This is a genomic window from Lysinibacillus sp. (genome assembly GCF_032093475.1).
GTDB classification, from domain to species: Bacteria; Bacillota; Bacilli; order Bacillales_A; family Planococcaceae; genus Lysinibacillus; species Lysinibacillus irui.
Genome location: NZ_DAMDAY010000118.1, coordinates 1 through 13,879 on the forward strand (window position 1 = coordinate 1; position 13,879 = coordinate 13,879).

12 protein-coding genes and 2 pseudogenes are annotated in these 13,879 nt (G+C 37.3%); 4 read left to right on the plus strand and 10 right to left on the minus strand.

Features of this window, described 5'->3' with window-relative positions; genetic code table 11:
- Positions 1–573: pseudogene (locus RT445_RS19305) on the plus strand (helix-turn-helix domain-containing protein); the annotation flags it as partial.
- A 68-nt stretch (positions 574–641) separates the two neighbouring features.
- Here RT445_RS19305 and RT445_RS19310 read toward each other — a convergent pair.
- Positions 642–1,382, minus strand: coding sequence for a hypothetical protein (locus RT445_RS19310; protein WP_274796618.1), 741 nt, complete (start codon positions 1,380–1,382; stop codon positions 642–644).
- A gap of 100 nt (positions 1,383–1,482) precedes the next feature.
- Positions 1,483–3,387 carry an endonuclease MutS2 gene (locus RT445_RS19315; RefSeq protein WP_312507080.1) on the minus strand — a complete coding sequence of 635 codons (1,905 nt, stop codon included), beginning with the start codon at positions 3,385–3,387 and terminating at the stop codon, positions 1,483–1,485.
- A gap of 469 nt (positions 3,388–3,856) precedes the next feature.
- Between RT445_RS19315 and RT445_RS19320 the strand changes: the two genes are divergently transcribed.
- Entirely contained in the window at positions 3,857–4,327 is a 471-nt protein-coding gene (locus tag RT445_RS19320; protein WP_312507081.1) for a hypothetical protein, read from the plus strand.
- 65 nt (positions 4,328–4,392) lie between these two features.
- Here RT445_RS19320 and rarD read toward each other — a convergent pair.
- The 8 genes and pseudogenes from rarD to RT445_RS19360 form a co-directional block, all read right to left on the minus strand.
- A pseudogene (gene rarD, locus RT445_RS19325) lies at positions 4,393–5,303 on the minus strand (EamA family transporter RarD).
- Positions 5,304–5,432: 129 nt separating this feature from the next.
- Positions 5,433–5,975: a hypothetical protein gene (locus RT445_RS19330; protein ID WP_274796612.1), complete on the minus strand. Its 543-nt coding sequence runs from the start codon at positions 5,973–5,975 to the stop codon at positions 5,433–5,435.
- Positions 5,976–6,178: 203 nt separating this feature from the next.
- A complete protein-coding gene (locus RT445_RS19335; protein WP_313471334.1) occupies positions 6,179–7,348 on the minus strand; it encodes a toxic anion resistance protein in 1,170 nt (389 codons plus the stop codon).
- A gap of 223 nt (positions 7,349–7,571) precedes the next feature.
- A complete protein-coding gene (locus RT445_RS19340; protein ID WP_313471335.1) occupies positions 7,572–8,822 on the minus strand; it encodes an ABC transporter permease in 1,251 nt (416 codons plus the stop codon).
- On the minus strand, positions 8,800–9,705 hold the full coding sequence (locus RT445_RS19345; RefSeq protein ID WP_274796609.1) for an ABC transporter ATP-binding protein: 906 nt from the start codon (positions 9,703–9,705) through the stop codon (positions 8,800–8,802). Before RT445_RS19345 ends, RT445_RS19340 begins: the two co-directional genes overlap by 23 nt.
- A gap of 14 nt (positions 9,706–9,719) precedes the next feature.
- The gene (locus RT445_RS19350) at positions 9,720–10,232 is read right to left on the minus strand and encodes a DUF2812 domain-containing protein (protein WP_312507084.1); all 513 of its coding nucleotides are present in this window, start codon (positions 10,230–10,232) and stop codon (positions 9,720–9,722) included.
- Positions 10,233–10,304: 72 nt separating this feature from the next.
- The gene (locus RT445_RS19355; protein ID WP_313471337.1) at positions 10,305–10,841 is read right to left on the minus strand and encodes a DUF2812 domain-containing protein; all 537 of its coding nucleotides are present in this window, start codon (positions 10,839–10,841) and stop codon (positions 10,305–10,307) included.
- Between the two features lies 1 nt (position 10,842).
- Positions 10,843–11,157, minus strand: a complete 315-nt coding sequence (locus RT445_RS19360) for a PadR family transcriptional regulator (RefSeq protein WP_274796606.1) — start codon at positions 11,155–11,157, stop codon at positions 10,843–10,845.
- A 177-nt stretch (positions 11,158–11,334) separates the two neighbouring features.
- Here RT445_RS19360 and RT445_RS19365 point away from each other — a divergent pair, with 177 nt between their 5' ends.
- Both RT445_RS19365 and RT445_RS19370 read left to right on the plus strand, forming a co-directional pair.
- A complete protein-coding gene (locus tag RT445_RS19365) occupies positions 11,335–11,922 on the plus strand; it encodes a TetR/AcrR family transcriptional regulator (protein WP_274797295.1) in 588 nt (195 codons plus the stop codon).
- A gap of 56 nt (positions 11,923–11,978) precedes the next feature.
- Complete coding sequence (locus RT445_RS19370) at positions 11,979–13,154, plus strand: YhgE/Pip domain-containing protein (RefSeq protein ID WP_312507085.1); 1,176 nt, start codon at positions 11,979–11,981, stop codon at positions 13,152–13,154.
- The last annotated feature ends 725 nt before the right edge of the window (positions 13,155–13,879 follow it).

Here is a 13,879-nt window from a genome sequence, read left to right on the forward strand (position 1 = left end):
AAAAACCAACTGTTCTATCAAATTGATAATATGTACAGGATTGGTGCCTATTGTGCTATGATCGATCATGATTTTGAACAAACAGATCATATGTTTATGAAGCTAGCGCAATATCAGGCATTTGCGGAACGTGTTGAGGTGGACGCCTTTATTTTTGTATTGAAGGCACATTATTATAATAGTTACATCCATAATTATGAGCAGGCTCTGATTGAAATAGAACGTTTTAATGAGCTTAGGAAGCATGAGTATATAGACAAGCTGGATCCTAATTTTTATTATGCTGAAAAAGGAAAATCCCTCTATTTACTTGGTCGTTATGACGAAGCGAAGGCTGCATTTGAACAATATAAAAACATACCGATTTATATTAGTCACCCATATGATATTTTAAGCTTACATGAGTGTTTTTCCTATAAAGCCCTGTGCTATGCACATTTTGGGGAGCTAACAACAGCCTACGACATTGCAAAAATGGCCTACACAGATTCATTAAATTTAGTGGATTTACCTTACAAACGAAAAATTGAGGAAGTCTATCATTCGATTAAAGCACAAATTAATTCTTTCTAGAATAAAACATTATGGGTTCGATGCAAGGTGCTACTGCCCCATATCGAACTCATTTTTAATTATTTTATTTAGCTGTTTAGAGGAACAAATTTCATTTGATGTGCCAGGAATTCATTTTTAGCCTCATCAAATTGATATGTAATATAGACATCACCTACATATTGCGGAGATACTCCAACACTAGCACCTAGCACTACAGTTAATTTTTGATTGTCTAATTTATAATAAACGACCCCTCCAAAATTAAGATGCTCTTGCTCTACGTGTGGATCTAGAGCGACAACATTCACATGCTGTTCAGTACCTTGCACTACTACTTGAATATTTAGATTCTCTCCTTTTTTAGTAATTTTCGATTCGAAGTGATCCGAAATAATTTCTTCAAAAGGCTGTACGTTTATTTCGGAGAGGTTCTCACTATTCAGCACATGTACTTCATCAATCGTTAAACCAGTCCCTCTTCCTGTATTTATAATTACTACTGCTTCTTTTTTCCCGTCCCCTGTAATATCTGTATAATAAACTTGAGGCTCTGTAATGGTCGTAAAACGCCAATTAAACTCTTTCTCCATATTATTTACTGCAACAGTTACACCACTGAAACCATCTGAAACTTTTGTTTTTGGTGTGAGCTGTACTTCATTGTTCTCTGAAAACCAAATAATACTTTCCTTCGCCTCTTGTTTCGGCTGCATTGATAATTGTTCGGTTGAAGAGTTCTCATCCTTCTGAGAACTTTCTTGATGAACACTACAACCCACAAGCAATAAAATACTAGACAATACCAACATACCAAATTCCTTTTTCAACCTATTTGTCCTCCCCATTCTAAAAAAACTGGGACATAACGTTGACTCTCATTTTTCTAATTGGAAAGTTCACTTATGCCCCAGTCTCTCAACTAAGTTATTAGTTCAATTTATCTTTTCTAATATCCTTTTGTATTTTACGTAATGCTTTTTTGGACCCTCGCTCGATATCGTGCTGAAGCTTGCGTGCTTGATAATCAACAAATAATGTCTCTAAATCATATCCTTCGGGGTATAATTCTGTTGCAGGTAGTTCTAAGGCAAGTCGCTTAACATTTACCTCTAGTATTTGCCCCTTATAGAAGACGCTGACATTATTGTAAGGATCCATTTCTTCGTATACGAGCCCTATATCATCATAATCCAGTAATTTCACGCGGTCTCCTTTTGCATAGGCATATACTGTTGTCGCTTTTGCTTTCTCTATCTTTGGCTTACGGATTTTACTGTCTTGAACAAGTGTTAGCTGATAATCCTTGTTATTCATATAATCCTTTGCTCTTTGTAAAACTGTTTCACGGACATTCATTTTTTTAGAAATCCAAAGGGCATTACTTTCTCCTGATGTGCCAATCATTAATTGATACAAAGGCTCTAGTGTTTCACTATTAAAGCGCATCGCTGCATTCATAAAATCAGGGTGCATTTCTGAAAATCGTTTAATTTCGCCATAATGTGTTGTTGCAACGGTCATACAGCCCATCTGATAAAACTCTTCTAAAATAGCTATTGCTAACGCTGCTCCTTCATTTGGCTCTGTACCACTGCCAATTTCATCGAACAGTAAAAGTGTATGATTATTCGCCGCCCTCATAATATCGGAAAGGTTTTTCATATGGGAAGAAAACGTACTAAGAGCATTTTCTAAGCTTTGATTATCACCAATATCCACAAAGATATGATCGAAAAGTGCCATCTCGGTTCCCTTCTCTGCTACGATATGAAAGCCTGACATGGTCGCTAACGTTAATAAGCCAATTGTTTTCAAGACAACGGTTTTCCCACCAGCATTTGGCCCCGTAATAATTAAGCTACGATAATCTTGACCGATGGTAAACTGTAGGGGCACGGCATTAGCTGGTAATAACGGATGCTTGCCATTTACTATGTTAATATAACCATAATCATTTAAACGTGGCTCCATACCACCAATTTGTCTGCTGAATTTTGCTTTGGCAAAGACCATATCATATTGACTAATCAACTCCATGTTAATCTGAATGGCATGAAGATGTTCCATTAAAAGTCCTGATAAAGTGGCTAAAATCTGATACTCCTCCACCGCTTCCTCTGCCTTTAAGGTAGCCAATTCTACATTCAATTTAGCAACTACACTCGGCTCCATAAAAACAGTTGCACCTTTTGAGGAAATCTCTACTACTGTACCCTGTACATGATTTTTGTAGGAAGCCTTTATTGGAATCGTATATCGATCATCCTTTTGGCTAATAAAGAATTCCTGAATATAGGGTTTGTTAGCACTGTTATTCAAAAATTTTGTTAAGCGTTCTTTAATTTTTTCTTCGGTCGTGTCCATATGATGACGAATACGCTTTAATTCTCGACTAGCAGCTGAATCCACACGATTGGCTTTTATCGCAAAATTAATTTCCTCCTCCACACTTTTAAACTCTGCCATTGAATGGGCGTAAGATGAAAGAACTGGTGCAAAAAATTCCTTATCCAACATGAATTTTTTGATATTGCGACAGCCTCTTAAAAAGTCTGACATACTAACTAGCTCACTTGGATCTAATATCATCCCTTTCGCAAGTTTGGTCATGATATGCTCAATATTGGAGACACCTAAAAAAGGTACATGGCCTTCTGCATCTAAAATTGCGCGCGCCTCTGTCGTTTCATTCAAACGAGTTTTCACAACTGCTAGGCTTGAGCTTGGCATTAATTTATCTAATAGTTGTTTTCCTAAACCGCTAACACAGTAGGATTTAACGATATCCTTTAATTCATGGTATTGTAACTTTTCTAGAGTAGTAAAATTCATTTTTTCATTCTCCTCATTGTAATGTTTGATCATACATGAAGATACCTACCCAATATTAGATAGCAATGATGTGTTAATAAAATAAAAAGCTGTGAGGAATCCCCACAGCTTAATCTTTAAAAGGCGAGCTTTTACGGCACCACAAATAAAACCTCTTGTTACTTGAAGGTTCATCGATAGTACGCCACGCTTGATAAAGTATTGTAGGTATCTACATAGGTTTTGAAATAAATCCATGACTAAAAAAGGGGTGTGTGCATGACATAAATCCCCTGTCGCCATAGCCTTATTTCATTCAATTTTACCTAGTTAGAACCTACCGCACTCACAAAAAGCACCTCGCATTAGTTTTCATTGTTATCTAATTATTGACATTATCTTACTACATGTTGTCAAAAAAGTAAAGGTGTTCATATAGGAAAGGGATTCTTCTAATTTTTGTCGAATATCACTATGAAGGAGTGACCAAATGCGCAAAAAAACCATTCATACCATTTTTAGCTTTATGCTCATCTTCAGTTTATGGATTCCTACAGCCTTTGCCTCTTCATCATTAATTGGAGAAAGAAACACAATAGGCTTTCATTATACGGTATTGCAAGAAAACGATCACTTTAGGTGGGAGATTACCAACAAAGACAGTCAAAAAACCATTGTGGAGAGCCCTAACAATATGGGGATATTAGGACAGTTTAGGGAAGCGGTAAACGACATACATTCAACATTGATCACCCTGATTATTTCGCTCATTATTATCATTATCGCTGCCGTTATTTGTTTGCAATTCTTTAGAAGGCAAAAGCATGAGCTGAGAAATCCTGCCTCTTTCATATTTGCGATTCTATTCGTCATAGCGATAGTGATCGTTTTCAACCAAACACATGGTCTTCACCTAGCCATTCAAGAAGCCACAAATATTTTTGACAGCATTCCTAGTTAAAACTAATATTTTAAAATTAATTACTTGATATCCTTATTCTAAAATAAAAAGACCTGTAGAAAATTCTACAAGTCTAGTGATTTATGATGGGCTTTTCTTGTTTCAATAATTTTAGAACCAGAGAATAGCAGTAAAGCCGCCCAAATAATACTAAATGCTAAAAGCTCTACCTGACTGAATGGCTCTTTGTATAGCACAATGCCTAAAACCAAGACAATGGTTGGCGATACATATTGAATAAAGCCTAGTAAATATAAAGGTATATTTTGTGCACCCTTGGCAAATAAAATAAGCGGTATTGCTGTAACTAACCCACTGAAAATCATTAAAATATCTGTTTTTACATCGACATGTAAAAATGAAGCTTGATGTGTTGTAAACAGATAAACATAATAGCCTAATGCAAAGGGTAAAATCAACAATGTTTCAATGGCTAAGCCCCTTGTGGCATCTAATTTGATTTTCTTTTTTAGTACACCGTAAATAGCAAAGGACAGTGCGATCAGCAATGCTACCCATGGCACAGATCCGTAATTGATTGTTAAAATAATGACAGCAATAAAAGCGATCCCCGTCGCTATCCATTGTGCACGACTTAGCGATTCTTTAAAGAATATTACCCCAAAAATAACCGATAACAGTGGATTAATATAATAACCTAAGCTTGTTTCAATTAAATGATTATGGGTTACTGCCCAAATATACAAATACCAGTTCATTGAAATGACAAAGGATGCACCTGCAAGCTGCCAGAAAAGCTTTTGATGGGACCATAAATATTTTAAATCTGCAAGGAGATCCTACGCATTCGAAATACGATAACAGCTAGTACCGTAAAGACAAAAGACCAAATAACACGTGATAATAAAATCTCCATACTCGGTACGTGTTCAAGTAGTTTCCAATATAGAGGGAAAGCTCCCCAAAAGGCATAGGCTAAAAAGGCTGCCAGTACCCCTTTTTTCTCATTTGACATGACCACTAACGCTCCTACTCTTTTTGAAATCGATAGACGACCTCACATAATATTAAACTAGTTAAAGAATAGACTCATTATAGGACTTTGAGTAGCAACTGTAAATGCCAAATTTCTAGTGACTTGCTATCACCGTTCACCTTGCTGTTCCGCTTCGAGCTCAGAAATATATTTACGCACTGTACTATAGCTAATATCTGGATTGATTTGACGCTTGATGCGAATATGGATTTCTTTAATCCCTACCCCTTGCTCACGCATATCTCGAATCATCGACTTAAGAGGACCTGTCAGTGATTCTCTTGACAGCGCTGTATACTTACTTAATTCTATTAGCAGCTCTGTATTTTGTTGACGGAGCACCTTCATCTCTTCTACCACGCAATTGTATTCCGTCACCTTTTTTTGGAGGACCATGTTTTGCTGCTTGACCTTTTGCATTTCTTCTGTAAGCTGTGCATTTTGTTTTTTTAACATTTTTCGTTCTCGTTCTAAACTATGTTGTTTATGATCCAAATCTGTATGCATAGCATTGTACAGCTCTTCCATATGCAACAGCTCCAGATAACGGCTTTGCGGCACAATCATTAAATTCTCAGTCGTGTAGAGAGCTAGTGTTCCATCTTGATTAGGCTCATACGAAAATGCAGAGGACTTTATTTTATTCCCCATTACTTCTTCACTCCCCCACGAACAAATTTATCTATTCGTATTGCTTTGTGTATCATCTATCCGCTTCCTTTTTCACTTGATAATCATTCTCATTTATTTTTATGATAATCAGTATTTCTGTTTTTGTCAAAGAACAATTACCAAGAGCTCTTTTTTCCAAATCAAAAGCTTCTTGCAACAACTTGAGCAAGAAGCTTTTGATTTTACATTTTTTTCAGTTTTTCATATTCTAATTGCAAACGCTCAATACGTTTACGACCCTCTTCACGATTTCTTGCCGTTTCTGCTTGGATTTGCTTCGTTTCTTGAATACCAGACATAATCGTTTGCCATGTTGTTTCGATAGTTTCGATTTTAATGCTTGGGCTACCTGCTTGACGCGCGATATTTACACTGTTTTTACTAATATTTTCAGCATTACGAACAAGCATTTCGTTCGTACGACGGTCTAGCTCACTCATGGAGTCAGAAATTAGCTTTTGTCGTTTTAATGTGACTGCGTGAATCAAGCCCTGTTTAAAAATTGGAATTGTCGTCACGAAGGCAGAGTTAATTTTGGCAATTAAATGGTTATTACCTTGCTGCATTAAACGAATTTGAGGTGCAGATTGGAACGATACTTGTTGTGCCATTTCTAAATCATAGCGACGTTGCTCTAATAATTCCACAGCACGTAGCATTGTTTCGTATTCCATCGCTGCTAATTGATCGCCCGTTTGAGCTTTTTGTTCAAGTGCTGATAATGCTGCACGAACCTCTTCAATTTTTACCTCAATCGCTGCAACAAATTTACTTAATGATTGGAAGTAATTTAAGTTTTGTTCATACAAATTTTCAAGGTCGATCGTATTGCGCTTCATTTCTCCCTCGTATTTTTGAATTTCGCGGTAAATGACATCCACTTCTTTGTTCATGCTGTCATATTTAGATAAAAACTTTTCCAATTGCTCTTTCCCTTTATTAAAGAGCTTTGAGATAAAGCCACCCTTTTTCTCATCAGCAAAATCTTGTGGATCAAATTTATCCATAATTTTATTAAGATTATTTAATAGTACACTTGATTCCTCAAGCTTACTGGATTTCATCGTCGCTAGCATTTTATCTGAAAAAGTAGAAATGCCATTGGCTGTTTCTTTACCAAGCTCAAGCATAGCAATTTGATCTTTAACATCAATTTTTTGTGCAAGTGCATGAATCTCTGGATCTTTCTTTAGCATCAGCTGATTTTGTGCAATTTGCGATAACTCCTGCTCCGACACAAGCACTGGCTTTTGTTCAGGCTCTTGTTGCAAAAGTGGATTTGGTTGTAATAAAGGATTTTCTGAAGCGAATGGGTCCTTGGATTTTAAAAGATCGTTGTTAAATTCAGACATACGTTTTACCCCCTGCAATTTATCTCTACTAATTATTTACGATTACCATCTAAAAAAGTTTCATTTCCGGTTCATGACAAACTCATTTTCGTGCTCTTTTTTAAATTATAGCTTCTTTCGATCCAAAATTCGACTGATTCCGTAAATTCCTTTACATTGTTTACTAACAATGGCATCAAACAACCAAAAAAGCAGCTACATCTATCACGTAGCTGCTTTGAACTTATGTTGTTACCTTTAAAACCGTTTTAATTTTTTGAATTACTCCACCTGAGCTATATGTCAGCACACTTCGTTTATAGAAGGATAAACTAAATAGATACACGACAATTATCGTTACAATTAAAATCCCTAATGAAAGTAGCGGTACAATACTGCCGATATCTGTAGCACCAATTCGCATCGGCATGATCATTCCAGAAGTTAATGGAATATAGGAGAAAATTTTAATAATTAACGTATCTGGATTACCCATTCCTGTAAGCATAACGTAGAAGCCAATCATCGTAATAATCATAGCAGGCATTAACACTTGACCCGCTTCCTCTACCTTCGATACTAGTGAACCAAATAATGCGCCAATGATTAGATACAGAATAACCGTTAACAGTAAAAATACGATGGCATAGATAACATAGCCAACAGATAATTCTTTGATGATGCTAGCAGCCGCATCCCAAACCATTCCGTCTTTGACAAACTTCGAATAGATCAGAAACACTACTGCAATAATCCCCATCTGCGTTAACGCAAGTAATAATACCCCTGCAATTTTTGCTTTAAAATGTGTGGCTGGCTTCACACTAACTAAAAGCATTTCCATTGCTCGTGAGCCTTTTTCAGAAGCAATTTCCGTCGTAATCATCGAAAGGAATGTAGAAATAAAGAAATAGATTAATATACCCACTGCATAGGAAACTACTAACCCAGATTGCTTCTCTTCTTCACTTTTACCACCAGCTGATTCTTCATTTAAATTTTTGGTAGTAATAGCCGTTTGTGCACCCATAATTTGTGCCGCTTGTTCTGGTGATAAAGATAATTGCTGAACGGCAAAATGCTGACCAGCATACTGCAATAAAGAAGATAATGCTGACTGATCGTTTAATTTTAGTGGTGTAAACGTAGCGATTTCTGCATGTAGTTGGCCACCTTGATCGTTAATTGTCACAATGGCATCTAGCTTACCATCTTTAACCCTTTTTTCTAGTGCTGATACATCTTTTTCATCCTGAATAAAGGCCATATCTCCATTGGAAACAAAGATTCCACTTAAATCAGCGGATGTCTCATTAACAATGGCAATTTGCTTGGCTTCATCATCACCTGTAAATAGCTCCTTAATATCAGACCAAAATACAGCTACAGACATGACAACAACATATAAGCAAGTCATTAAAATAAATGATTTTGATTTAATTTTTGATTTGTATAATTGCTTCATTAACAAATTAAACTTCGACAATATGGCCACCTACTTTATCTTTAAATATTTCATCTAACGATAAATAATCTAAGCTGAACTTTTCAATATACTTCCCATCTGACAACTGCTCAAAAATACTTTGGGCAAAGCTTTCGTCTACTAGTGTTAGGACTGTTTGTTCCTTCTCAACACGTACATCCTTGACTCCATCGAGTGCCAATAACTGTGTCGTTGACCAATCCGTGCGAACAGCAAGCTTTGTTTTTCCATATTGTTTCTTTAAATCTAGTAAGCTACCAGAAAATAAAGACACACCTCGTTTTAATAAGCACAAATGATCGCAAAGCTCCTCCACATTATCCATTTGGTGACTGGAGAACAGAATGGTCGTACCCTGCTCTTTTAATAATAAAATAGCATCCTTTAGTAAATCCTTATTGACTGGATCTAGACCACTGAACGGTTCATCTAAAATTAAAAACTCAGGTTTATGGATAAAACTTGCAATAAGCTGAACCTTTTGTTGATTCCCCTTTGACAAGGTTTCTGCCTTATCTTTGCGTTTTTCACCAAGCTCAAAGCGTTGAATCCAAAAATCAATTTCCTTTTTTAGCTCTGCTCTTTTCATGCCTCGTAACTCACCAAAAAAGTAAAGCTGCTCCTCTACCTTCATCGTTGGGAAAATACCCCGCTCCTCAGGTAAATAACCAAGGACATCGCGGTTAATGGCATTAACTGGCTTGCCGTTCCAAGTAATTGTCCCTGCCGTTGTTTCCTGTAAATCTAAAATCATTCGGAATGTTGTCGTCTTCCCTGCGCCGTTTTGACCAATAAGACCAAAAATTTCACCCTTTTCAATGGTAAAATTTAAATCATCCACAGCAGTAAACTCTTTGTATTTCTTCGTGACATGCTGTAACTGTAAAGTCATGTTGTAAATCCTCCTTATCCTTCAAATATATGTAAGTTTTGTTTCAAACCCTTTTTACGTTTTTCATTTTTCGATACGGATATAAGTACCATTATAGAGACGATCACATTCAGGCAACCTACACTAGAGTTGATTACGCTTCCGATCGAAAGATTATACATTCCCGCCAGTACATTAAACAGCAACAATAGTATAAAAATACGATTCATCGATTTGATATAGTTAATTTTCGAAGTTGCATCAGTAAATATTTCAAAGGGTCCCTCTGATTGTAGCTTTCGATAATAGGCCCAACCACCGAATTTGCTTACACATTCAATATTCATCATGTTTAGAAACTCAAAATAATCCTTTGATTTCCTATTAACGAATTCATTTCGATAAAAATATTGACCTGGCGTTCCTTTTTCAAACACAAAGTAGCCTACCATTGTTTTCTTTAAATTCCACCCCCGATCTGCCATATCATTAACCCATCGTTCTTCCTTTTCGTAATCAATAAAAAAACGATACACTCTTTTTTTCATCTAGCCTCACCCTTACAATAAAGTTTCCCTTTTCAATATTTTCTGATTTCCCAGAAAATATTGATCAATCCATTAATCTGAAAACACATTTAGTTCTCTCTTTAATCGATTGCGTACACGTATTAGCTTAATTAATGGAAAAGAGAATAACACAACGACAATTAGATTTAGCATATTCATCGTGAAACCAACCCAATCCATTGTGCGTTCGGAAAAATCCCCAGTCAAACCAGTTATGCCGATGAGTAAATTAAGTAGAATAAGAGAAAGCAAGACGGTCATCTTTTTTGACAGAGTGCCTAGTTTCGTTTTTTTATCTGTATACAGCTCAAATGGACCCTCCTGTGCCGCTTTTCTAAAAAATACAAAATTGCCAGAGCGATCTACTTGCTCAATGCCAGAGGATTTCAGAAATTCGAGATAATCCTCTTCATAGTGAGTGCTAAATCCTTCTAATTCATCATGGCGATAAATATAGCTACCTGACTCTCCACGTTCAAACGTAAAACGAATCCATGTGAATTTTTTCAAATGCCAGCCCTTACAAGCCATATCATTGACCCATTTCTCAATTGCATAGGGATTAATCATCAATCGATATTTATGCATATTATTCAACTCCTCTCGTTATACGGATACCATTGTCAAAAAGTTCCCTTAATCTCAAAATTTCATAGTCAACAACCGATTTCCCAGTTTCAGTAATGATATACTCCTTCTTTCTTCCATCCTCATCAAGAGCCTCTATCCAGCCTCGTTCCAGCAATGTTTTAATCGCTCCATAAATAGTTCCAGCCCCTAAACGCACACGCCCATTGCTCAATTCTTCCACTAATTGCATAATGCCATAACCATGTCTAACCTCATATAAAGCTAATAAAATATAATAAACGCCTTCTGTTAATGGCGGATGCTCCTGTGTCATACAAATCCCCCTCTATATCGCCCATCAATATATCGCCAGTCGATATAAAAAATATATCAGCAGTCGATATAATTGTCAATGCTTATATTACCTGTTATTTCCTATAGTCCAACCATTTTGTTGCAGAACATCATACGCTATGTTAGTATGTAAGTGATTACTTGCATGAAAGGAAGTATGTTTTTGACAACGAAGGGAACGGCAGAACGAATAATCGAGGCTGCACTACAATTGATTAGTGAAAAGGGCTATACAGCTGCAACTACCAAAACCATTGCAGAATTAGCAGGTGTCAACGAAGTCACTCTTTTCCGCCATTTCGGCAACAAGCGTGGTTTATTAAAAGCCATTATTGAACAATTTTCTTATTATCCACTTTTACAACAGGAGATTAATCAAAATGTCACATGGGAATTAGAAAAAGATTTATTCAACTTCTCACTGAAACATTTCCAGTTTTTAATGTCGATTAAAGACTTTGTAATGATTGGCTTTAAGGAGTCCATTCAGTTCCCTGAAATTAGTGAGGAAATTGCGAATATTCCCCTTCTGATTAAGAAGGAGCTTATTCACTACTTTCAAGAAATGCATCAGCGAGGGAAAATAAGAGAATTGGATTTTGAAGCAGCTGCATTATCGCTCATTGCCCTAAATTTTGGTCATTTTATGTCACGTGCTCGACTTGGCACTATTGTGTCTGACATACCAACCGAAGAACTTTTACAGACAAGTGTTTCGATTTTTTCTAGGGGACTCGTTTCCTAGAAAAAATTTTTCCTACCAATGCAAGTAAGTACTTACTTAATTCAGGGGGTAATAAAATGAAAGGTTTACAAACATTATTGCGCGTTCGTGAAACCTATATAGGCATTGTCGCTACTATTGCCTTTCAATTAATTTTCTTTACTATTTGGATGACAGCGTATGATGGTGTCAATGAAAGAGCCGAGCAATTAACCATCGGCATTGTCTCAGAGGATACCGCCTTGGGGCAACAGCTAGCACAGAATATCAAAGAGTCTAGTCCTTTTGCCATAGAGGACTATTCGTCAATGGAGCATGCTGAGCAAGCATTAAACGAACGACAAATTAATATGATACTGCACATTCCAGTAGATTTTACGAAGCAACTTGAAGCAGGAAAAGAAGCGGAAATTATTTACGCTATTAATCAAGCCAATGCAAGCGTGGCGAAAAACATGATGGAGGGTGTAGCAAAGCAAATGACTGAAGAAATGAATCAAGCCCTTTATCCAATGCAACAAAATCAGGCAATCGAGGTCTTTTCTCAACAATTTGCAAAGCTTCCTTTTGAGCAAAATACTGCACAGCAAATTACCGCGTCCGTCAAGACAACCGTTATGACTGTCAAAGACCATGCAATCGAGAGTACTATTGTTAAAACCAATAACGCGAAAGGCTTTGCGGCAAACTTTGTACCACTTATGGTGATCATTTCATCCTTTGTCGGTGCTATGGTGATGATTATGCAACACCAGCAAGCTGCCCAAATTGTTCGAGAAAGTCTATCCAAATGGCAATTATTTTTAGCAAGACAGCTACTCAATGTGACCGTAGCCTTTACCCTACCATTGCTAACAATTGCCTTAATGCAGGTCTTTGATATTACTAGCAACGAAAGCTTTCTCTCTATCTACTTCTTTCAATCTATCATGTATTTAGCTTTCCTTTGTCTAGCACAAGTTTTTGTTATTCTCTTTGGTAACGTTGGGATGGTCTTTAATATTTGCGCCCTCTCCCTCCAACTCGTAACATCAGGCGTACTCGTCCCCAAAAATATGCTCTCTGACTGGTACAACAATGTCGCCGCCATGCTACCCGCTACTTACGGAGCTGATGGCTACTATACCATTATATTTGGCGGAAGTGCCGACAATTTACTACAAAACAGCAGCTCCTTAGGCATCATCATCCTTGTGACAATGACCCTTGCAACAGTAGTAGTCGCCTTAAAGCCCACGCCACCAGCTCAATAAATTAATACACGCTGGACCAGACACTCTGTGGTTCAGCGTTTTATTATGGCGGGACTATTGATTTCGGGGTTCTACACTGCTCTTTGAGGTGCCTATCCAGCACTATAGCAAGGTTTATCCGCCGCTTGTTGCGGTTTATCCACTACTTTTCTGGCTCTATCCATCACTTTGCATGGTCTATCCTCCGCTTTTCCTGCTCTATCCGTCACTTTGCAAGATTTATCCGCCACTTTCTCTGTCCTATCCGCTTCTTTCCTCTCTATCCTTCACTTGGCGCGGTCTATCCGTCACTTTTCCTGCTCTATCCGTCACTTTGCAAGATTTATCCGCCGCTTTCTCTTTTCTATCCGTTTCTTCTCTCTCTATCCTTCACTCGGCGCGGTCTATCCTCCACTTTCGCTTCTCTATCCGTCACTTTGCATGGTCTATCCACCGCTTTCCTTCTCTATCCGTCACTTTGTAAGATTTATCCGCCACTTTCCTTTTTCTATCCACTTCTTCTCTCTCTATCCGTCACTTTACTCGTTCTATCTATTACTTTCCCCACTCTATCCATCACTTTGCATGGTCTATCCGTCACTTTGTAGGATTTATCCGCCGCTTTCTCTTTTCTATCAATTTCTTTTCTCTCTATCCATCACTTTACCGTTCTATACATCACTTTCCTTGATCTATCCGTCACTTTGCAAGATTTATCCGCCACTTTCTCTGTCCTATCCGCTTCT

What these genes read in the sequence shown, in the direction of transcription:
- RT445_RS19360 (WP_274796606.1), bottom strand. Translation starts at nt 11,157, where the DNA reads ATGACACAGGAGCATCCGCCATTAACAGAAGGCGTTTATTATATTTTA.
- RT445_RS19335 (WP_313471334.1), bottom strand. Translation starts at nt 7,348, where the DNA reads ATGTCTGAATTTAACAACGATCTTTTAAAATCCAAGGACCCATTCGCT.
- RT445_RS19320 (WP_312507081.1), top strand. Translation starts at nt 3,857, where the DNA reads ATGCGCAAAAAAACCATTCATACCATTTTTAGCTTTATGCTCATCTTC.
- RT445_RS19330 (WP_274796612.1), bottom strand. Translation starts at nt 5,975, where the DNA reads ATGGGGAATAAAATAAAGTCCTCTGCATTTTCGTATGAGCCTAATCAA.
- RT445_RS19315 (WP_312507080.1), bottom strand. Translation starts at nt 3,387, where the DNA reads ATGAATTTTACTACTCTAGAAAAGTTACAATACCATGAATTAAAGGAT.
- RT445_RS19370 (WP_312507085.1), top strand. Translation starts at nt 11,979, where the DNA reads ATGAAAGGTTTACAAACATTATTGCGCGTTCGTGAAACCTATATAGGC.
- RT445_RS19350 (WP_312507084.1), bottom strand. Translation starts at nt 10,232, where the DNA reads ATGAAAAAAAGAGTGTATCGTTTTTTTATTGATTACGAAAAGGAAGAA.
- RT445_RS19355 (WP_313471337.1), bottom strand. Translation starts at nt 10,841, where the DNA reads ATGCATAAATATCGATTGATGATTAATCCCTATGCAATTGAGAAATGG.
- RT445_RS19365 (WP_274797295.1), top strand. Translation starts at nt 11,335, where the DNA reads ATGTTTTTGACAACGAAGGGAACGGCAGAACGAATAATCGAGGCTGCA.
- RT445_RS19345 (WP_274796609.1), bottom strand. Translation starts at nt 9,705, where the DNA reads ATGACTTTACAGTTACAGCATGTCACGAAGAAATACAAAGAGTTTACT.